Origin of the sequence: Saccharothrix sp. 6-C, assembly GCF_016695385.1 — a bacterium.
Lineage (GTDB): Bacteria > Actinomycetota > Actinomycetes > Mycobacteriales > Pseudonocardiaceae > Actinosynnema > Actinosynnema texasense.
The window spans coordinates 8,133,153-8,152,916 of record NZ_CP064192.1; the positions used below are offsets into that span (position 1 = coordinate 8,133,153).

General features: G+C 73.4%; 18 protein-coding genes. 4 read left to right on the top strand and 14 right to left on the bottom strand.

Annotation, left to right across the window (positions count from 1 at the left end):
- Positions 1-9: 9 nt before the first annotated feature.
- The 6 genes from IOD16_RS35330 to IOD16_RS35355 all read right to left on the bottom strand — a co-directional run bounded on the left by IOD16_RS35330 (position 10) and on the right by IOD16_RS35355 (position 6,028).
- On the bottom strand, positions 10-831 hold the full coding sequence (locus IOD16_RS35330) for a hypothetical protein (protein WP_201437861.1): 822 nt from the start codon (positions 829-831) through the stop codon (positions 10-12).
- A complete protein-coding gene (locus IOD16_RS35335; RefSeq protein WP_201437862.1) occupies positions 828-1,319 on the bottom strand; it encodes a SigE family RNA polymerase sigma factor in 492 nt (163 codons plus the stop codon). Before IOD16_RS35335 ends, IOD16_RS35330 begins: the two co-directional genes overlap by 4 nt.
- Before the next feature lie 57 nt (positions 1,320-1,376).
- Positions 1,377-2,438 (bottom strand): phosphoribosylformylglycinamidine cyclo-ligase, encoded by a 1,062-nt coding sequence (purM, locus tag IOD16_RS35340; RefSeq protein ID WP_201441703.1) that lies wholly within the window; start codon positions 2,436-2,438, stop codon positions 1,377-1,379.
- A gap of 75 nt (positions 2,439-2,513) precedes the next feature.
- Positions 2,514-4,046, bottom strand: a complete 1,533-nt coding sequence (purF, locus tag IOD16_RS35345) for an amidophosphoribosyltransferase (RefSeq protein ID WP_201437863.1) — start codon at positions 4,044-4,046, stop codon at positions 2,514-2,516.
- A gap of 116 nt (positions 4,047-4,162) precedes the next feature.
- Positions 4,163-4,894 (bottom strand): maleylpyruvate isomerase N-terminal domain-containing protein, encoded by a 732-nt coding sequence (locus tag IOD16_RS35350; RefSeq protein ID WP_201437864.1) that lies wholly within the window; start codon positions 4,892-4,894, stop codon positions 4,163-4,165.
- A 171-nt stretch (positions 4,895-5,065) separates the two neighbouring features.
- Entirely contained in the window at positions 5,066-6,028 is a 963-nt protein-coding gene (locus IOD16_RS35355; protein ID WP_201437865.1) for a hypothetical protein, read from the bottom strand.
- A gap of 169 nt (positions 6,029-6,197) precedes the next feature.
- Here IOD16_RS35355 and IOD16_RS35360 point away from each other — a divergent pair, with 169 nt between their 5' ends.
- Together IOD16_RS35360 and IOD16_RS35365 are read left to right on the top strand one after the other, a co-directional pair.
- Positions 6,198-6,503, top strand: a complete 306-nt coding sequence (locus tag IOD16_RS35360; protein ID WP_236594569.1) for a hypothetical protein — start codon at positions 6,198-6,200, stop codon at positions 6,501-6,503.
- Entirely contained in the window at positions 6,500-8,482 is a 1,983-nt protein-coding gene (locus IOD16_RS35365) for an alpha/beta hydrolase (RefSeq protein ID WP_201437866.1), read from the top strand. The genes IOD16_RS35360 and IOD16_RS35365 overlap by 4 nt, the downstream gene beginning before the upstream one ends.
- Here IOD16_RS35365 and IOD16_RS35370 read toward each other — a convergent pair.
- The 7 genes from IOD16_RS35370 to IOD16_RS35400 form a co-directional block, all read right to left on the bottom strand.
- A complete protein-coding gene (locus tag IOD16_RS35370) occupies positions 8,479-8,820 on the bottom strand; it encodes a hypothetical protein (protein WP_201437867.1) in 342 nt (113 codons plus the stop codon). The two genes, IOD16_RS35365 and IOD16_RS35370, sit on opposite strands and share 4 nt — an antisense overlap.
- A gap of 14 nt (positions 8,821-8,834) precedes the next feature.
- Entirely contained in the window at positions 8,835-9,212 is a 378-nt protein-coding gene (locus tag IOD16_RS35375) for a sterol carrier family protein (protein WP_123745042.1), read from the bottom strand.
- Between the two features lie 55 nt (positions 9,213-9,267).
- Positions 9,268-10,074, bottom strand: a complete 807-nt coding sequence (locus tag IOD16_RS35380) for an ESX secretion-associated protein EspG (protein ID WP_201437868.1) — start codon at positions 10,072-10,074, stop codon at positions 9,268-9,270.
- A gap of 76 nt (positions 10,075-10,150) precedes the next feature.
- A complete protein-coding gene (locus tag IOD16_RS41155; RefSeq protein ID WP_201437869.1) occupies positions 10,151-11,506 on the bottom strand; it encodes a PPE domain-containing protein in 1,356 nt (451 codons plus the stop codon).
- 36 nt (positions 11,507-11,542) lie between these two features.
- Complete coding sequence (locus IOD16_RS35390; RefSeq protein ID WP_123745040.1) at positions 11,543-11,935, bottom strand: transcriptional regulator; 393 nt, start codon at positions 11,933-11,935, stop codon at positions 11,543-11,545.
- Between the two features lie 106 nt (positions 11,936-12,041).
- A complete protein-coding gene (locus tag IOD16_RS35395) occupies positions 12,042-12,626 on the bottom strand; it encodes a DUF3558 domain-containing protein (protein WP_201437870.1) in 585 nt (194 codons plus the stop codon).
- A gap of 70 nt (positions 12,627-12,696) precedes the next feature.
- Positions 12,697-14,613: a glycoside hydrolase family 15 protein gene (locus IOD16_RS35400; RefSeq protein ID WP_201437871.1), complete on the bottom strand. Its 1,917-nt coding sequence runs from the start codon at positions 14,611-14,613 to the stop codon at positions 12,697-12,699.
- Here IOD16_RS35400 and IOD16_RS35405 point away from each other — a divergent pair.
- Both IOD16_RS35405 and IOD16_RS35410 read left to right on the top strand, forming a co-directional pair.
- On the top strand, positions 14,612-16,519 hold the full coding sequence (locus tag IOD16_RS35405) for a glycoside hydrolase family 15 protein (protein WP_201437872.1): 1,908 nt from the start codon (positions 14,612-14,614) through the stop codon (positions 16,517-16,519). The genes IOD16_RS35400 and IOD16_RS35405 overlap by 2 nt on opposite strands.
- Positions 16,516-17,538 (top strand): glucose 1-dehydrogenase, encoded by a 1,023-nt coding sequence (locus IOD16_RS35410; protein ID WP_201437873.1) that lies wholly within the window; start codon positions 16,516-16,518, stop codon positions 17,536-17,538. Before IOD16_RS35405 ends, IOD16_RS35410 begins: the two co-directional genes overlap by 4 nt.
- On the opposite strand, the gene IOD16_RS35415 is transcribed toward IOD16_RS35410, so the two are convergent.
- A complete protein-coding gene (locus IOD16_RS35415) occupies positions 17,535-19,694 on the bottom strand; it encodes a putative bifunctional diguanylate cyclase/phosphodiesterase (RefSeq protein ID WP_201437874.1) in 2,160 nt (719 codons plus the stop codon). The genes IOD16_RS35410 and IOD16_RS35415 overlap by 4 nt on opposite strands.
- Positions 19,695-19,764: the final 70 nt, after the last annotated feature.

Consider the following 19,764-nt stretch of genomic DNA (forward strand, 5'->3'; position numbering starts at 1 on the left):
ACCACCAGATTAGAAGACCAGGCCGGGCACCGTCACGATCTTTGCCAGCTGCTCCCAGGTGAGCGGCGGCGCCGGCCCGTCGGGGGTGACGTTGTCGCTGGTGTTGGACGCCTGCGCCGACACCACCGCGCCGTCGGGCGCAGCCGTGCTGACCGTGACCCGGATCATGCCGTCGTGCTCCTGCGTGGACACCGTCACCGCCCGGCCGGCGTACTGCCGCACCTGGCACCTGGTGTCCCCCGGGTCGCACCGCGTGCTCTCGCGGAAGGTGTGCAGGTGCAGGAGCACGGAACCCCGGCCGGCCGGGGAGGTGACGTCGGCGCGCGACAGGTACCCGCTCGTGTCGAACGCGTAGAACTCCCACGGCTCCATCAGGGACGGGTCGAGCGCCGAGCGCGGGACCGCCGTGCCCGTCGCGTCGGCCGGGATCGCCCCCGACGCGGCGATCACCGCGCTCAGCTCGGCCGCGCGTCGCTCCGTCACCGGCTTGGGCGGCGGCGGGACGGGCACCGTGACGAGCCCCGAGCCGGGGTTGGAGCTCGCCTCCGTCCCGGGCGCGGACGTGCCGGTGACGGCCGGCGGTGAGCTCGGGGCGGTCGAGGACAGCTCGGCCGCCGGCGGCAGGTGCGCTCCCCCGCTGCCACCCCCGGCTCCCGACCAGAGCAACGCCGGCACGGCGACCGCGACGACGGTGGCGAGCAGCGCCGCGCCCGTGTAGCCGCGGCGGAGGGCCGCCTTGCGCCGGCCGTCGCGGATGATCGCCGCCTTGTCGATGCCCAGCGGCGGCTCGTCCTCGAACGCGGTCGCCAGGCTCTGCTTGATGTCGGTCATCGCTGCTCCTCGAAGACGTGGCGGCCGAGAAGTTCGCGCAGCGCGGCAAGACCCTTCGCCGCCTGGCTCTTCACCGTGCCCTCGGTCCGACCGAGCAGTCGGGCGGTTTCGGTGACGCTCAGGTCCTCCCAGTAGCGGAGCACGACGACGGTGCGCTGACCCGGCGGCAGCAGGGCCAGCGCCCGGCGGACGTCCAGGTCGGCGGGCGCGGTCCCGGGCACCGGGGTGTCGGGGACGGCGCCGACCACGGTCTCCCGCCTCCGGAAGCCGCGCCGGCCCTCGTCGATGGCCGCGCGCACCAGCACCTTGCGCGCGTAGGCGTCCACGCTGCCACGCCGCACCCGCGGCCAGGCGACGTACAGCTTGGTCAACGCCGTCTGCACCAGGTCCTCGGCGCGGTGCCAGTCACCGCACAGCAGGTACGCGGTCCTCCGCATCACCAACGCGCGGGCATCGACGAACTCACCGAACTCGCGATCGCGTTCCACTCACCCTCCTCGGTCGCCGCTTAGTACGCGACGACGACCGCCGGGGGTTGCCGGTGGCTAGAAACGCGGGTGGTCGCCCACCATCGCGGCGCCCGGCTCGTCCGAGCGCACCACGTCGCCCAGCACCCACGCGGGCACGTGGCGGGCCGTGAGCACGGCCAGCGAGCGGTCGACGTCCTCGGGCGCGACCACGGCGACCATGCCGACGCCCATGTTGAACGTCTTCTCCATCTCCTCGCGCTCCACCCGGCCGCGCTGGGCGATCAGGGCGAACACCGGCGCGGGCGTCCAGGTGCCGCGGTTCAGCTCGGCGCGCAGGCCCTGGGGCAGCACGCGGGCCAGGTTCGCGGCCAGGCCGCCGCCCGTGACGTGGGCGAACGTGCGCACCTCGGCCTCGGCGGCCAGCGCCAGGCAGTCCTTGGCGTAGATCCGGGTCGGCTCGAGCATCTCCTCGCCGAGGGTGCGGCCGAACTCCTCGACGTGGCCCTCCAGCGGCATCCGGGCGATGTCCAGCAGCACGTGCCGCGCCAAGGAGTACCCGTTCGAGTGCAGGCCGGAGGAGCCCATGGCGATCACCACGTCACCCGCGCGCACCCGCTCCGGGCCGAGCATCCCGGACGCCTCGACCACGCCCACGCCCGTGCCGGAGATGTCGTAGTCGTTGGCGCCCATCAGGCCCGGGTGCTCGGCGGTCTCGCCGCCCAGCAGCGCGCACCCCGCCAGCACGCAGCCCTCGGAGATGCCCTTGACCAGCGCCGCGACCTTGTCCGGGTCGACCCGGCCGATCGCGATGTAGTCCTGCATGAACAGCGGCTCCGCGCCGCACACCACCAGGTCGTCCACGACCATCGCGACCAGGTCGATGCCGACCGTGTCGTGCTTGTCCAACGCCTGCGCGACCGCGATCTTGGTGCCGACGCCGTCGGTCGAGGACGCGAGCACCGGCTCCTTCCAGCGGTCGAGCTTGAGCTGGAACAACCCCGCGAAGCCGCCGATGCCGCCGAGCACCTCGGGACGCTGCGCCTTGGCCGCCCACGGCTTGAGCTTCTCCACCGCCTCGTCGCCGGCTTCGATGCTTACTCCAGCTGCGGCGTAGGTCGCCTTGGCGCTGTCCGTCACGTCTCTGTGCTCCACGTTTCAGGGCATCCACATTCAGGGCATGTCTGCATCCGGGCGAGCGCCCGGCACCGCCGATCAGGGGCGTCGCAGGGCGTCCTCGGCACCGTACCCGTTCGTCAGGACGGGGGTCGCCGAGCCCGCGACGCCCCGGATCCCCTCGAGCAGGTGCTTGCCGATCAGCGCGTCCTCGGGCAGCGGGATCGGGTAGTCGCCGTCGAAGCACGCCGTGCACAGCCGCGTCTTGGGCTGCTCGCTGGCCGCGATCAGCTCCTCCAGCGACACGTAGCCCAGCGAGTCCGCGCCGACCGAGCGGCGGATGCCGTCGATGTCCAGGCCGTTGGCGATCAGCTCGGCCCGGGAGGCGAAGTCGATGCCGTAGAAGCACGGCCACTTGACCGGCGGCGACGCGATCCGCACGTGCACCTCCAGCGCGCCCGCCTCGCGCAGCATCCGGACCAGGGCGCGCTGCGTGTTGCCGCGCACGATCGAGTCGTCCACCACGACCAGGCGCTTGCCGCGGATCACGTCCCGCAGCGGGTTCAGCTTCAGCCGGATGCCGAGCTGGCGGATCGTCTGCGACGGCTGGATGAACGTGCGGCCGACGTAGGCGTTCTTGACCAGGCCCGAGCCGTACGGGATGCCGCTGGCCTGCGCGTACCCGATGGCGGCCGGGGTGCCGGACTCGGGCACCGGGATGACCAGGTCGGCCTCCACCGGGTGCTCCGCGGCCAGCCGGCGGCCGATCTCGACGCGGGTGGCGTGCACCGAGCGGCCGGCGATCGTGGTGTCCGGTCGGGCCAGGTAGACGTACTCGAAGATGCAGCCCTTGGGCTCGGGGTTGGCGAAGCGGCTCGACCGCAGGCCGTTCTCGTCGATCGCGATCAGCTCGCCCGGCTCGACCTCCCGGACGAACGACGCGCCGACGATGTCCAGCGCCGCCGTCTCGCTGGCGACGACCCAGCCGCGCTCCAGCCTGCCCAGCACCAGCGGGCGCACGCCCTGCGGGTCGCGGGCCGCGTAGAGGGTGGACTCGTCGGAGAAGGTGAGGCAGAACGCGCCGCGCAGCGTCGGCAGCAGCTCCAGGGCCGCCTGCTCGATGCCGACGTCGGCGGCCTGCGCGGCGAGCAGCCCGCAGATCAGGTCGGAGTCGGTGGTGGCGCCGTGGCTGGTGTCCACGCCGACCTCGCGCGCCTTCACCATCAGCTCGGCGGTGTTCACCAGGTTGCCGTTGTGGCCCAGCGACAGGCCCGAGCCGGTGGCCGTGGTGCGGAACGTCGGCTGCGCGTTCTCCCACGTGGTGGAGCCGGTGGTGGAGTAGCGGCAGTGGCCGACGGCGACGTGGCCGCGCAGCGCCTGGAGCACCTGCTCGTCGAACACCTGGCTGACCAGGCCGAGGTCCTTGAAGACCACCACCTGGCTGCCGTCGCCGACCGAGATGCCAGCGGCTTCCTGGCCGCGGTGCTGCAGGGCGTAGAGGCCGTAGTAGGTGAGCTTGGCGACCTCTTCGCCGGGTGCCCACACGCCGAACACGCCGCATTCCTCGCGGGGTTCGCGTTCTTCCTGGGTGTCGGGGTCAATGCGGCCGGTTGCTGAATGGTCGGTGACCACCGGGTTGCTCCCTAACGACGAGGGTGGGCTGCACCATCGAGTGTAAGGCTGATGGGGGGTGCACCACCCCCCTCAGCCCCCCTCCGACGTGACGAAACGCACCCTCGCCGGTCGGGTCAGTCGAGCTTCAGCGCGAACCAGACCCGCTCGTCACCGGTGTGCTTGAGCGGCAGCCGGCCCCACAGGCCGTAGTGCACGAGCTGCGCCTCGCCGGTGACCTGGAGGTCCGTCTCCTCGCCCGGCCAGGCCGCCCGCACCTCCGGCACGACGCCCGGCGCGAACGTCACCACCCACGCCTCGGGCACGTCGGTGAGCTGGACCAGCGCGGTGCCCCGGGTGGTCGGCGGCACGTCGGTCGCGTACTTGGCCGCGAGGAGGGTGGTGAGCGCCTCGTCGATGCCGTCGACGGCGAAGTCCGCGTCGCCCACCACCAGCTCGCGCAGGGCCGCCTGGGCGTCCCAGCGGCGCAGGTCCAGCTCGTGCGCGAGCCGCCGGTGCCAGACCCACGCCAGGTCCGGCGCGGCGGGCGAGAACGTCCAGGTGGCCCGGTTGCCCGGGATGGCGGGCAGCAGCTCGGCGGCCTTGGCGAGCTGGGTGTCCAGGTACGCCAGCGGCTCCACCTCGGCCGGCGGGCGCGGCAGGCGGAGCTGGACGGGGCTGCCGGTGCGGAGGTACTCCAGCGACGTCTCCAGGAACCTGCCGACGTGCAGCGTCAGGTCGGTGAACGTCCAGCCGGGGCAGCTCGGGACCTTGGCGGTGGGGTCGGCCTTCCCGACCGCCGCCCGGAACATCTCCGCCTGCGCGGTGAAGACCTCGGTCCACCGCTGGGTGGTCCAACCTCCAGGCACGTCCAGCCTCCCGCTCGAGTCGATCCGGTGCGCGGCCATCGTGCCGCACGGGGCGCGGCCCCGGCGGCGCGAGGCCGACCTTCCCCCTGTCGACGCGCGGACCGGGCCGCCGGTGCCGTCGGATCGCGACGACCTCGCGGCGCGACCCGGTGGGAGGCGGGCGGTTCCCGGTCACCAGGGCCGGTCGGGGTCTTCGCCGCGGGCCACGGCGTCCAACCGCGCCACGGCCTCGTCCCACCACCGGGCCAGGTCGCCGACCTCGAACTCCCAGGCGAGCGGTTCCACGACGGTGGTCTCGGCGTCGGTCCCGGGATCGGGGACCTCGGTGGCGTCGACGGGCTCGACGGGTCCGGTGGCGGGCTCGGCGGCGGCGTGGGCGAACACGCGCTCGGTGAACGCGGGCCAGGCGGCGGGCGACTCGGTGACGCCGGGCCGGTCGAGGGTGTGGGCGAACCGGGACCGGCCGGCGTGGACCGGCTCGGGCAGGTGGCCGGCGAAGAACGCGTCCGGGTGCTCGCCGCGCGGCTCGGCCACGGGCCCGGACGGCGGTTCACCCCACGGTTCGGCCCACGGCTCGGCGCAGGGCTCGGTCCACGGCTCGGCGCACGGTTCCGTCCACACCTCCGACCACGGCTCGGCCGGCGCCTCGGACCACTCCCGCGCCCACGGCTCGGGCGCCGCTCCGGGCGCGGTCCCGACCCACTCCCCGGGCCACGCCTCGGGTTCCGCCGGGTCGTGCGCCGGGACGTTCGGCATCGCGCAGTCGCTCGCCGGCGCGTGCTCGTCGATCCACCGGCGGTCGTCGGGGTGCAGCGGATCGGGGGACTGGGCCGTTCGGGGAGGGGGGTCCAGCGCGCCCCACGCCGGCGTGCGCGAGGTCTCGCGGCGGTCGCGGACCGGGGTGCGCGGTTGCGGCACGGAGCCGGTCGGCAGGTCGACGACACCGGTGGCGACGTAGTCCGCCAGCTCGGACTTCCAACGACGCCAACGGATCTGGCCCGGGCTGAGCACCCGGTGGCGCGCCTTGGCGGGCTTGCGGGTCAGCAGGACCACGAGGAATCGGCGGAGTCGGTCCGTCGCGTCGCGCAGGGCGTGGAAGGCCACGGCCCGCGGTATCGGGAGCAAAAGTGTCATGTGTCAATGGTCGAACTGCTGTTCGACGCAGGCAAGATCACCTTCGAGTGATCACCAACGGGCGGCTTTCCCCACCTCCTTGGCCCAGGGGGCGGGGGAACCGGGGACGGTCGACGTGCGTCGCAGTGCCAGCGGCTGACGGCACGAAGGGTGGGCAATCGTGTTCGGGGTGCGACCAGAGACGCTGCGCGAGGCGTCCAAGCAGTTCCACGAGGGCGCGGACGCGGCAGGCGACGGCGCGGAGATGATCTCCATGCTCAGGCTGGACGCCGACGCGCTCGGCCAGGTGCCCGCGGCGGCGGAGTTCGTCGACGCGCTGGCCAAGTGGTCCGGCGAGCAGTCCGACGACCTGCGCCGGGGCAGCGCCTGGTACCGCGACGCCGGTGCCGGCCTCGACGAGAACGCCGAGGCCTACCAGCGGGCGGACGACGACTCGAACACCTCGTTCCGCGGCATCGAAGGGGGCATGGCGTGAGCTACACCGACCCGGAGGTCCTGTACGGGCGGTTGGCCGCGGGCGACGCGGGCCGCGTCGCGGCCGCCGCCGACCCCATCACCGGCGCGATGAGCGCCGTCGAGCGCGCGGGCCAGTCGGTCTCCTCCGGCGGCCGCACGGCCACCTCCACCTGGCAGGGCGACGCCGCGACGAGCTTCGGCGCCCGCGCCGAGCTGTCCACGAAGTCCGCCACCGTCGCCGGCGAGCGGCTGGGCGCCGGCGCGGACATCGTCCAGGCCGCTTCCCGCGCCTACGGCCAGATGCGCGGCAGCGCCGACCAGCTGATCGACTTCTGGCGCGGCCGCTCGCCCGCGTTGGACGAGGCGCAGACCCGGGAGCTGGCCGGCCGGGTCAACGAGCAGCTCACCAACGTGAAGACCGGCTACGAGCGCGTCCTCCGCTCCTACGCCGACGCGCTCACCAAGGTCCGCCCCGGCTTCGAGGAGACCGCGGGCAAGGACTCCGGGTGGAACACCGCCGTCACGGCCCTGCGCACGAGCGCGACCGTGCCCGGCCCGGGCGCCGACCCCAAGCAGGTCGCCGCCTGGTGGAAGTCGCTGACCAAGGAGCAGCAGGACGAGCTGCTGCGGACCAGGTTCCAGGAGCTCGGGCAGCTGCGCGGCCTCCCGTCCGGCGTGCTGGACCAGGCCAACCGGATGCGCATCGCGGACGACCTCCAGCGCTTCGGCGCGCAGCGCGACCAGCTCGACACGCAGATGGCCGAACGGGCGCGGGAGTTGGGCCTGGACCCGGGCAACTCCGACGACCTGACCAAGCTCCTGAACGACGAGCGGTACGCGTCGCTCAACGAGCAGCGCCAAGAGGCCGCCACCAAGGCCGAGAACGCGCGGAAGGCCGCGGACAGCCTCGAGAACGCCGAGCAGATCGCCGTCAAGAAGGGCTGGGACGAGAGCGACGTCCGTCTCCTCGCCTACGACCCGTACGGCCCGCGCGGCGACGGCGGCATGGCGGTCGCGTACGGCGACCCGGACACCGCGGACAACCTCGCGGTCTGCGTGCCGGGCACCGGTTCGGACCTGGGCGGCTTCGGCCTCGACCAGGCCGCGAACCTGCGCGAGCAGATGGGCGCGAACGGCAACGCCACCATCCAGTGGCTCGGCTACGACGCGCCCGGCTGGGCGCCCGGCGAGGTCGACAACCCGGCCCAGGCCCGGGAGGGCGGCGCGAACCTCGTCGCCGACGTCGACGGCTACCGCGCCGCCGCCGAGGCCGCCGGCCGCGACCCGCACGTCACGGTGATCGGCCACTCCTACGGCTCCACCACGGTGGGCTACGCGGGCATGAACGGTCTGGCGGCGGACGACATCGCGTTCGTCGGCTCGCCCGGTGTCGGCGCGTCGAACGTCGACCAGCTCTCCGCCGGCCCCGGTCACGTCTACGTCGGCGCGACCGAGCACGACCCGGTGGTGCAGGGCACGAGTTCCAGCTGGTTCACCGAGGACGGCTCCTCGGTCGGCCCGTACGACGACCGGTTCGGCGCGCGGACCTTCGGCACCACCGACGGCACGTCCCTGCTCGGCGCGCACTCCGAGTACTACACGAAGGGTTCGGAGTCGGTGCAGAACCTGGCCCGGATCGCGACCGGTGACGGCGGCTCGGTGACCTCGCAGGACTGGGACGAGAACCCGCTCGGCCCGTCGCTGCCCGGCTCGCACCTGCCCGGCGTCGGGCCCGTGGTCGACTTCGTCGGCGGCACGGCCGTCGGCGCGGCGGACCTGGCGGTCGACGCGGGCACCGGGCTGTGGAACGCCGGTCGCGACGCGGTGAACGGCAACTGGTCCGAGGCGGGCACCGGTCTGCTCGACACCGGCAAGGAAATCGTCAACGACGCCGTGGACGTGGTCGTGGGCGGCGTCGGCGACGTGGTCGAACTGGGCCGCGACGCGGTCGAGGGCGTCGGCAAGGCCTGGGACAAGACCGTCGGGTCCTGGTTCTAGGCCAACCGGCAGGGACCGACCTCGGACTCCGGTCCGAGGCCGTCGAGGTTGTTCTCCTCGACCTGGCGCACCTCGCAGATCACCGCGTCACCGGCCTTGATGCCTTCCGGGAACTGGTCGATCCCGGCGCCGCTCGTGCTCAACGACACCAGCGGTCCGGGATCGTCCTGGTCCAGCGCGAGGACCACGTAAGGCGGGGACATCCGACCCGGGACGGTCTCGCGCTCGGGCGTGATCCGGGTGACCTTGAACCGGACCTCCTCCTCCCACTTCGAGCTGCAACCGACGAGGAGGGTTCCGACCGCGAGGATGGCGAGACACGCCTTGAGCGCCTTCACGCGGTCGAGCTTAGCTAGAAGCGGAGCACCGGGAGCAGGGTCGAGAGATCGGCCCGGCTCCCGGACGCGGTGACCTTCGCGTCGCCGACCGCGTCCGCCCACCCGAGCCGGCCGACGGCCAGTTCCAGCCACGTGCGCGGATCGGTCTCGACGACGTTCGGCGGCGTGCCGCGGGTGTGCCGGGGACCGGCCACGCACTGCACGGCGGCGAACGGCGGCACCCGCACCTCCACGCTGCGGCCCGGCGCGACCTGCTCCAACGTCCGCAGGCTCAGCCGCACGGCGGCGGCGAGCACCGGGCGGGCCGGCTGCTCCGCCTCCCCGGCGAGCCAGGGCAGCACGGCCTCGACCGCGGCGCGAACCTCGTGGGGGTCAACGGACTTCGACGGCATCCGCCCAGGCTATCGCCGTGCGCGCGGCGGCCGACGCGCCTGTGTCGCGCGGAGGTCAGATCTTCGCCGCGCGCACCGCTTCGGCGAGCAGCTCCTCGACCTGGTGCGTGAGCCGGCGCGAGTCGGTCGGGCTGAACGTGCTCCACGGCGCGGTGCCGTTCGACGCCCGCCGCTGCTGGAGGTAGCGGCCTTCCTCGGTGTCGAAGAACGCGACCACGCGGTCCGGCCGGCACCGCTTGCCGTACCGGTCGCGGGCCGCCGCGCCGAAGTTGCCGGTGTGCACGAGCCCGGTGAACATCTTCACCAGCGTGGCGGCGTCCTCCTGGCGCACCCCGTGCTGGCGCAACGAGTTCTCCAGGCTCTTGGGCGAGCCGTCGGACTTCTTGACCGCGGCCTCCAGGTCGGCGCTCGGCATGGTGACCGAGTGCCCGGCGCCGGCCGGGTGCGAGGGCAGCGCGCCCAGCACCGCCGACGGCAGGCCGCTGCCCGCCGCGCGCCGGAACGTGAGCCGGTTGTCGGTGAGCGTGGCCACCGCGCCGTCGTCGCCGTTGGCCACGGCCAGCACCCGCACGCTCTTGCCGATCCACACCCGGCCGTCGACCTCGCGTTCCGGCCGGTTGAACAGCCGCAGCAGGTGGTCCAGCTCCGGGTGCAGCCCGGTCGGCCCGCCGAGACCGCGCGCGCCGAGGCCGTGCCAGACGCGTCGTTCGAGGTCGGCGCGTTCGGCGTGGGTCTTGCCCGGCGACGGCACCTTGATCACCAACGGCATCTGGCCCAGGTCGAGCCGTTCCCACAGCACGTCGAACTCCTCGGCCGAGAGCTCGACCGGCTCCCGGTCCGCGGTCCCCCCGAAGTACGTCACCGACATCCCCGTCCCCTGAACGCCGGACACGGGCCCGCGTCGTGTCGACGCGGGCCCGTGCACCGGAGGATCGAACCTACTGCGGCACTTCCCCGATCACCGGCGGCGCGACGAGCCGGTCGTCGCCGAACACGTCGTTCGTCTCGACCAGGTAATCGGCTGCCTTGTGCTCGAGGTCGTCCTCGCCCTCTCCGCCGCGCGCGCCGGCCGCCCCACCGGCCGCGCCCGGACCGCCCGCGCCCGGACGACCCGCCGCGCCGGGGCCACCGGCCTGGGGGCCGAACCCGCCGGCCGCGCCACCGCGACCGGCCGGACCGGCCGCGTTGCTGCTGCCGGGCACGCCACCGGAACCGGGCATGCCCGAGCCGGGCATCCCCGAGCCGGGCACGCCGCCCATGCCGGGCACACCGGGGCGCATGCCGCCGGGACCGCCCGGACCGTGGGGGCCGGGACCGCCGGGCATGCCCGGCAGGCCGGGACCGCGACCGGTCGGCAGACCGGGACGCGGCTGACCGCCGGGACCGGTCGGCACCCTCGGCGGGACCTGCGGGCCGTTGGTCGGCGGCTTCGGCGGGGTCCACGTGGGAGGGGGCAGCGGGCCGACGGGCGGCCGCACCGGCGTGCTCACCGGCGGGGTGACCGAAGGCGGCGGCACCGTCGGGGTGCCGGTCGTCGGCGGCGCCCACGAGGTGTTCGTGGTGCCACCCGTGCCGGGCACCAGGCCGGGCTGCGGCACGACCGTGCCGGTCGACGGCGGGGCCCACGACGTGGTCGTCGTGCCACCGCCACCGCCCGGCGGCGTCCACGTCGGGGTGGAGCTGTAGCTCGCGCTCGTGTTGTTGAACTCGCCGGAGCCGGCCGGCGGCGGGGTGTCGATCACGACCTTCGGCGGCGGGACGAACTTGCCCAGCGTGTCGGCGTTCCACTCGCTGCTGGACTGGTAGTTGTTCATCACCTCGACAGCCTTGGCCTCGGCGTTGTCCTGCGCCGCTTCCTGCTGCTCGTGGTCCTGCTGCTGCTGGATGACGTGCATCATCCCGACCGGACCGGTCAGCCCGCCCAGGATCTTGTCGCCGAGCGACGGCGCCTCGGTGGTCACCGGGACCGGCTCGGGCATCTCCTTGCGGGCGTTCGCGATGTAGTCCGCCTGCAACTGGGCGGAGGTCTCCATCGTGCCCGAACCCTGCTGGGCGTCCGACGCCCACTCGGCGAGCGGCGACAGCGTGGCCGTCGTGGTGTCGGCGGTGTCGCCCTCCCAGCTCGCGCCGAGCTTGGCGAGACCCTGCTGGATCGACGTGTCGATCTCGCCCAGGGCCTCGGACAGGGACTTCCAGGAGTCCTCGAGCGGCCGGGACGCGGCAACGCCCGGTCCCTCGTTGATCATCCGGTAGAGATCGGGGTGGGCATACCCGCGCCAGCGGTGGTCACCCATCGTGCTCGCCCCCCTCGGGTGCGTAGGTCAGCAAGGTCAGCCGTTGTTGACGCGTCCCCAGGACGCGGTGTTGTCGCCTTCGACTTGCCGGTAGTCGGCCTCGATCGCGGTGAGCTGGTCGACCACGAGCTGGAGCTGCTCGCGGTAGGCCTTGAGGGCCGTCAGGCCGGCCGAGTCGCCCGCCTCGAAGGTGTCCTGGTTGAACCGGTCGGCGGTCTCGTTGCTCACCGGGTCGCCCGCCCACGGCTTCGCCCTCAGCTGCGCGATCGCCACCCGGAGCTTCCCGTCCAGCTGGTTCAACGCGTCCGTGAACACCTTCCGCGCGTCCGGGATCGCCGAGGGCTCGATGCTGAGCTTCCGCTGCGCCCCGCTGTAGTCGGGAAGCGTCGTCGGCGTCGACCCTCCGCCACCACCATCCGCGATGAACACGGCACACCCCTCCTCAGTGCTGCACAAACCCCAGCGTGTGCATCTGGGACGACTTTAGCTCTGATGCGTGACGCGGGTGAGCGGTTCCCTCTGCAAAGGGGCAGTTCTACTCGTCCAGGTTGGTCACGACGGCCGCGGCGACCGGCTGGACGATCCGGCAGAGCCCCGTGAGGTCGACCTCGCCGAGGCTGAACGCGCCCACGTCGACGACCTGGCCGTCCGCGACGTCCACCGTGACCGAGCAGGACAGGCCGAGGGCGGTGTCCGCCTCGACCAGCAGCGCCGGGAAGCCGCCGACCTCCAGCCTGGTCACCTTGCCCTCGGACTTCGCGTAGTCGTCGACCCCCGCGGTGGTGTCGGCGGTGATGCCGACGAAGTGCTCGCGGTCGCCGCGGCTGATCGTGCAGCTCTTCTTCCCGGGCGCGTCGTCGTTCGGCTGCGGCGGCTGGTCCAGGCCGAACTCCGCGCGCTGCGCATCGGTCAGCAGCGCGCACGGGTCCACGCCGGCGACGTCGATCGCCTTCGGGCGGTCGGCCGGTCCGGTCGCGGTCGAGCTGGGCCGGTCCGATCCGGACGGCCGGGCGGCGGTGGTCGTCGGCGTCGGGCCACCCGGGTTCGCCGAACCGTCCGTGGCTTGCGAGCAGCCCCCGAGCAGGGCCAGGGCGGCGATGAGCGGCACGACACGGCGCATGAGGACCAACGTATCGGATCGACGTCACCGGTAAGACGCAGTGCCGGCAACGCGACGCCCGGACCGGTGGTCAGCAGCCGGCGTAGCGGCAGGCCACCACCGCGGGCCGCGCCACCGGCCGTCCCGCGTCGATCGACCACGCCAGCCGCACGTACTGGGCGTGCGTCCAGGCCAGCGGTGTCGCCGACGTGGTGCCGCGGCCGTCCCGGACCTGCTCGGGCAGCATCCGCCCGGCGTTCGCGGTGGAGGCGATGTCGGCCAGCCGGCGGCGGGCCGCGCCGACGTCCCCGGCCAGCAGCTCGTACTCGCCGCGCTCGCCGGCGAAGATCGGCCACAGCCCGCCGTACGTGCGGCCGTGGCCGATGTTCCACGGCCCGCCGTCGGCGCGTTCGCCGTAGCCGTCGCCGTTGTACCGGTGCCAGAAGCGGTCCACGCCCAACTGCTCGTCCACGACCTCGACGGTGTTGCGGACGACCGGGTCGCCGTGCGGGCGCACGCCCAGCCGCACGAGCTCCAGGAAGCTCGGGTCGACGGCGGCGCGCTGGTCGATCGCCGTCGGGTGGTTGTCGCCGGGGTTGTAGGCGGTGGCCGCGTCGGGCCGCCCGTCCTTGGTGAGCCGCAGGTAGTACGGGTCGGGCGAGAACGGGCCGGTGCGGGTGACCGTCCAGCCCTCCAGGCGGCGCTCCCAGTCGTCGGCGACGGCGAGGTACTTCGCGGCGCGGGGGTCGCCCGACCGGTGGAGCAGGTCGGCCAGGCACACCAGGCCGGCGATCTCGGCGGCGATCGTGCCCGGCGAGTAGCCGCTCTGGTTCTCCCACCGCTCCTGCTGCGTGAACGGCGCGTCCGGCTGGGCGACCATGAACTCGGCGACCGCGACCAGCGCGTCCACTGTGGACCGGTCCGCCCGGCCGAGCAGCCAGGCCAGCAGCATCGGCGCGGCCTGCTCGTCCTGCTGGACGTTGGTCCAGTGCGGCTCGCCGTCCACCCTGGTGTTCTGCGGCAGGTGCCCGTCGGGCTGCCGCTGGACGTCGAGCATGAAGTCGAGCGCGCGGTCGGCCGCCGCGCGGTCGCCGGCCGCGAGCATCGCACTGGCCACCTGGTAGAGGTCACGCGGCCAGACCAGCGCGTACGAGCCGAACTCCGGCGCGATGGTCCGGTCGAACCCGAACGCCCACGGGAAGCCCGGCGAGGCGATGAACGCGCCGGGGTGGGCCTTGTCCTCCGTCGCCGCCAGCACCATCATCGACGTCTCGTAGAGGTCGCGGTCGGCGCTCTGCGGCCGCCGCAGTCCCCCGAGGTAGTCCTCCCAGCCCTGGTCGTACCGGCGGGCGTGCCGCGGGAAGCCCTCGACCAGGGACTTCTTCGCCGTGGCCAGCGCTTCCCCGGCGGTCGGCCCGAAACCCACCGCCAGCGTGACCTGGCGGTCGCGCACGCCGTCCACGCGCAGGTCGCCGGTCTGCACGACGTTGCCCGTGGTGGAGGTCGGCGAGGTGATCGGCTCGTCGGCGACCAGGGCGCTCGCGGACCGCGCGTCGTGGGCCACCAGCGCCCCGGGCCGCTCGACGGCCGTGTCGTCGTCCCCGTCGCGGGACAGGTTCGGGTCGAAGACCACCTGCACGTCCACCGGCCGTTCGGCGCGCAGCCGCACGTCGGCCAGCACGGTCGGCCGGGACGGGTCGGTGGTGTAGGTGACGTCGGCCTGCCAGCCGTCGCCCCGGAACTCCTGCCGGTAGCGGAGCCTGCCGACGGGCTCGGTGCGGCCCTCCGCCGCGCGGCCGTCGACGACCAACCGCAGGTCACGGGTCGCCGGTGTGCTCAGGTCGGGGTAGAAGACCTCGGTGGGGCCGGTGCGGCCGAGGGTGAACCAGACCGGGCTCGTCGCCTGGCGGGCGGTGCCGAACCCCTGCTTGTCGGCCGGCGCGTAGGTGGCCGGGGGACCGGGGACGGTCAACGCGCTCGCCAGCAGCACCACGACTAAGGAGGTCATGCCTCCTTGGGTGCGCAACACCGCGCGGCGTCAAACGCGGGTACGTAGGGTCGTCGGGGTGGGAGACACGGGACCTGGACGGATCGAGGACTACGCGCTGCTGTCGGATCTGCGGACGGCGGCCCTGGTGGGACGGGACGGGTCGATCGACTGGCTGTGCATGCCGCGGTTCGACTCGCCGTCCTGCTTCTCGCGGCTGCTCGGCACGGAGGAGGACGGGCACTGGCGGATCGCGCCGACCGGCGAGGTGGTGTCGGTGCGGCGGTCCTACCGGGACGGCAGCCTGGTGCTGGAGACCGAGTTCGAGACCGTGGACGGCGTGGTGCGGCTGATCGACACCATGCCGCCCGAGCAGGACGACTGGGACGCCGACACGCGGGTGGTGCGCGTGCTGGAAGGCGTGTCCGGGCAGGTCGAGATGTCGTTGCGGTGGGTGCTGCGGTTCGCCTACGGCGACTCGGTGCCGTGGGTGCGGCGCGGCGAGCGGGACGGGCAGGAGTGCATCGTCGCGCTCGCCGGCCCGTCCGCGGTCGCGCTGTACGGCGACCGGCTGCCGTACCGGGTGCACGGCCGACGCGCGCACGAGGCGGAGTTCACCGTCTCGGCGGGCGAGCGGCTGTCGTGGGTGATGGAGTTCGCGTACTCGCCCGACGAGCCGCCCGCGCCGGTCGACGCGATGGCGGAGGTGGCGCGGTCCGAGGCGTTCTGGCTGGCCTGGTCGTCCCGGATCGGCTACGACGGGCCGCACGCGCAGGCCGTGCGGCGGTCGCTGATCACGTTGAAGGGCCTGTCGTACGCGCCGACCGGCGGGATCGTGGCCGCGCCGACCACGTCGCTGCCGGAGACGTTCGGCGGCGAGCGCAACTGGGACTACCGGTACTGCTGGCTGCGCGACGCCACGTTCACGTTGCTGGCGCTGGACAACTTCGGCTGCACGGACGAGGCGGCGGCGTGGCGCAAGTGGCTGCTGCGCGCCGTCGCGGGCGACCCGGCCGACCTGCAGATCATGTACGGCCTCGGCGGCGAGCGGCACCTGGTCGAGTGGGAGGTCGACTGGCTGTCCGGCTACCGGGGCGCGCGGCCGGTGCGGATCGGCAACGCGGCCTACCGGCAGTTGCAGCTGGACGTCTACGGCGAGGTGATGGACGCGCTGCACCTGGCCCGGGAACGCGGCCTCGGCGAGACGCCCGACTCGTGGGCCATGCAGCGCGGCATGATGCGGCACCTGGAGAAGGTGTGGGAGCAGCCGGACAAGGGGCTGTGGGAGGTGCGCGGACCGGACCGGCACTTCACCCACTCGCGGGTGATGCTGTGGGTGGCGTTCGACCGGGCGGTGCGCGCGGTGGAGGAGTTCGGCCTGCCCGGGCCGGTGCAGCGGTGGCGCGAGCTGCGCGAGGCCGTGCACGCCGAGGTGCTGGCGAAGGGCTGGAACGCGTCGCTGGGCGCGTTCACCCAGTACTACGGCGGCACCGAGCTGGACGCGGCCACGCTGCTGATCCCGGCCGTCGGCTTCCTGCCCGGCGACGACCCGCGGGTGGTCGGCACCCTGGACGCGGTCTCCCGGGTGCTCAAGCACGGCGACCTGGTGGACCGGTACGAGACGGGGCACGGCGAGTCCGAAGTGGACGGCCTGGTCGGTGTCGAGGGAAGCTTCCTGGCGTGCTCGTTCTGGTACGTCGACGCGCTGGCGTTGGCCGGGCGACGCGAGGAGGCGCTGGTGATGTTCGACCGGCTCGTGGACCTGTGCAACGACGTGGGGCTGCTGGCGGAGGAGTACGACGCGGGCACCGGGCGGATGCTCGGCAACTTCCCGCAGGCGTTCAGCCACCTGGCGCTGGTGAACAGCGCGGCCGTGCTGTTCGGCGGCCACACCCGCGACGAGCGCCACCGCGGCGGTGCGGCGTGAGGGCGGCCGAGGTCGTGCCCGGTGAGCCGGCGGCGTCGCGGGTGGTGGACCGCGAGGTCGGGCCGGTCGACGGCGAGCTGCTGGTGGAGGGGCTGCTGGCGGGCGTGTGCGGCACCGACGTGGAGATCGTCCGCGACGGCTTCGGCCGGCTGCCGCCCGGCCGGGGGCACATGGTGCCGTTCCACGAGTCGCTCGGCCGGGTGATCGGCAGCCCGACGCCGGACTTCGCGCCGGGCGACCTGGTGGCCGGGGTGGTGCGCCGGCCCGACCCCGAGCCGTGCCCGGCGTGCGCGGTCGACGCGTGGGACTTCTGCCGCAACGGCAAGTACACCGAGCGCGGCATCAAGGAGCTCGACGGGTACGGCGCCCAGCGCTGGACCGTGCCGCCGAAGTTCGCGGTGAAGCTCGACCCGACGCTCGGTGACGCGGGCGTGCTGACCGAGCCCACGTCGGTGGTGGCCAAGGCGTGGGCGCAGGTGTCGGCGGTGGCCGCGCGGTCCCACCTGCCGGTCCGGTCGGTGCTGATCACCGGCGCGGGACCGATCGGCCTGCTGGCCGCGCTGCTCGGCGTGCAGCGGGGGCTGGAGGTGCACGTGGTGGACCGCGTCACCGACGGCCGCAAACCCGACCTGGTCACCACCCTGGGCGCGACCTACCACCCGGACCTGGCCGGGGTCACCGCCGAGGTGGACGTGGCGATCGAGTGCACCGGTGTCCCGTCCCTGGTGTGGGAGTGCGCCCGCCGCGCGTCGGTCACCGTGGTGGCGGGCATCTCGGGCGAGCACACCCCCGTGCCGCTGGACCCGGGCGTCTTCGACGGCATGGTGCTGGGCAACAAGACGGTGTTCGGCACGGTCAACGCGGGCCTGCCGGACTACCTGGCGGCGGCCACGGCCCTCTCCGAAGCCAGCCGCCCGTGGCTGAACGGCCTGATCACCCGCCGCGTGCCGCTGGCGAGGTTCACCGACGCGCTGGAGAAGGAGCCCGACGACGTGAAGGTGGTCGTGGACCTGGCCTAGCGGCGCAGGAGGTCGTCGATCTCCTCCGGCTTCATCGGCTTGGCGAAGAACCAGCCCTGGCCCGTGTCGCAGCCGATCCGGTGCAGGCGCTTGGCCTGCGCCGGGGTTTCGACGCCCTCCGCGGTGACGCCCAGTTGCAGCGCGTGGGCCAGCTGCACGAGCGTCGAGACGATCTGGGCGTCCACCGCGTCCTCTTCGTCCGCCGCGCGCAGGCCCTCCATGAACGAGCCCGCGATCTTCAGCTCGTGCACGGGCAGGTGCTTGAGGTACGCCAGGTTCGAGTAGCCGGTGCCGAAGTCGTCGATCGCGATGCGCACGCCCATGTCCGACAACGCCCGCAGCGCCTCCAGCGGCTCGTCGGCGGTGCCCATGATGGCGCTCTCGGTCAACTCCAGCTGAAGGTGGTGCGGCGGCAGCGCGCACTCGTCCAGGATCCGCTTCACGTCCCGCACCAGCTCCGGGTCGCGGGACTGGCGCACGGCCAGGTTCACCGACACGAACGGCGCGGAGTCGCCGAACTCCTCCAGCCACCGCCGCGCCTGCTCGCACGCCCGCCGCAGCACCCACCGGCCCAGCGGGACGATCAGCCCGGTCTCCTCGGCCAGCTCGATGAACCGGTCCGGCGCCAGCCGCCCGAACTCGGGGTGCTGCCAGCGCACCAGCGCCTCGACGCCGACCACGGTGCTGTCCTCGAGCCGCACCAGCGGCTGGTAGTCCACGTAGAACTCGTCGCGCTCCAACGCCGCCGGCATCGTCGCCGACAGGGTGAACCGGGCGACCTCCTTGGCGTTGCGCTCCGGGTTGTACAGCGCCCACCGCGACTTGCCGTCGGCCTTCGCCCAGTACAGCGTGATGTCCGCGTCGCGCATCAGGTCGGCCGCCGTGGTGCCGGACAGCGCCCGCTCCACGATGCCGATGGACGCCGACACCGTCAGCTCGTGCCCGCCGATCCGGATCGGCGACTCCAGCTCCCGCAGCACGCGGTCGGCGACGTCGACGATGTCCTGCGTGTCCTGCGAGCCCTCCACCAGGATGACGAACTCGTCGCCACCCATCCGGGCGACGAGCTTGCCCTCGCCGGACACCGAGTGGTCCAGCCGCCGGCCCACCTCGACCAGCAGCTGGTCGCCGATGTCGTGGCCGAGGCTGTCGTTGATCACCTTGAACCCGTCCAGGTCCAGGTAGCACAGGCCGGCGCGGTGGCGGGCCCGGTTGTTGAACACGCGGCCGAGGCGCTCCAGGAACAGCGCCCGGTTCGGCAGGCCGGTCAACGGGTCGTGCAGCGCCTGGTAGCGCAGCCGGTTCTGCAGCAGGTGCCGGTCGGTGACGTCCTCGATCATCGCCACCTGGTACTGCGGGTCGCCGTGGTCGTCGCGCACCAGCGACAGCGTCAGGTGCGTCCACACCTGCTCGCCGTCGGCCCGGCGGAACCGCTTCTCCGCCCGGTAGTGGTCGCACTCGCCCGAGGTGATCTGGTCGTACAGCCGCCAGACGCTGCCGCCGTCCTCCGGGTGCATCAGGTCGCGGATGTTGTACTGCCGCATCTCCTCGACGCTGAACCCCAGCATGTCCTGCAACGCCTGGTTCACGTCCAGGATCCGGCCCTCGATGTCGGCGATGCCGATGCCGATCGCGGCCTCGGTGAACATCGCCCGGAACCGCGCCTCGGACGCGCGCAGCGCGGCTTCGGCCTGGTCACGGGCGTCCAGCACGGCCGCGCGGATCGCCTCCTGCTCGGCCAGCGTGCGTTCGCGCAGCGCGCGGGCGTACCCGGCGGCCAACGCGCCCTGCAACGCGGCCAGCCGCGAGCGCATCAGCTCGTCCGGCTGGATGCCCAGCTCGCCGAGCAGGTCGTCGCCGAGCAGCTGCACGGTCCGGCCCAGCGTGTCGGTGCCGGTGAAGTGCGCCTCGACCAGGCGCGCGCCGATCTCGTAGCCGGGCGCGGTGCGGAACGGGCTGGCGTGCAGCGCGTGGACCAGCACCTCCGTCAACGCCTGGAGGTGCTCGGCGACCTCGGCCCTCGTCATGGGGACGTAGCTGCTCCCGATGACGGCGGTCGCCCAGGTGCGGGCGAAGGACTCCGCCCCGGCCAGTACGGCGGGGTCGAGGTTCGATCGGCCCGGTGCTGCCACCCGATGGTCAACCTGTTCCGTCATGTCCGCCGGCCTACCGCCACAACCCAGAGGATACGGCCGGTCGCGGGGCGCGGTCGACAACCGGGCCGGG

Excerpts from the sequence above, each read along its gene's own strand:
- IOD16_RS41155 (WP_201437869.1), bottom strand. The coding sequence starts at position 11,506 with ATGGGTGACCACCGCTGGCGCGGGTATGCCCACCCCGATCTCTACCGG.
- IOD16_RS35375 (WP_123745042.1), bottom strand. The coding sequence starts at position 9,212 with ATGCCGTCGAAGTCCGTTGACCCCCACGAGGTTCGCGCCGCGGTCGAG.
- IOD16_RS35405 (WP_201437872.1), top strand. The coding sequence starts at position 14,612 with ATGCCTCCTTGGGTGCGCAACACCGCGCGGCGTCAAACGCGGGTACGT.
- IOD16_RS35395 (WP_201437870.1), bottom strand. The coding sequence starts at position 12,626 with ATGCGCCGTGTCGTGCCGCTCATCGCCGCCCTGGCCCTGCTCGGGGGC.
- IOD16_RS35355 (WP_201437865.1), bottom strand. The coding sequence starts at position 6,028 with ATGACACTTTTGCTCCCGATACCGCGGGCCGTGGCCTTCCACGCCCTG.
- IOD16_RS35330 (WP_201437861.1), bottom strand. The coding sequence starts at position 831 with ATGACCGACATCAAGCAGAGCCTGGCGACCGCGTTCGAGGACGAGCCG.
- IOD16_RS35415 (WP_201437874.1), bottom strand. The coding sequence starts at position 19,694 with ATGACGGAACAGGTTGACCATCGGGTGGCAGCACCGGGCCGATCGAAC.
- IOD16_RS35400 (WP_201437871.1), bottom strand. The coding sequence starts at position 14,613 with ATGACCTCCTTAGTCGTGGTGCTGCTGGCGAGCGCGTTGACCGTCCCC.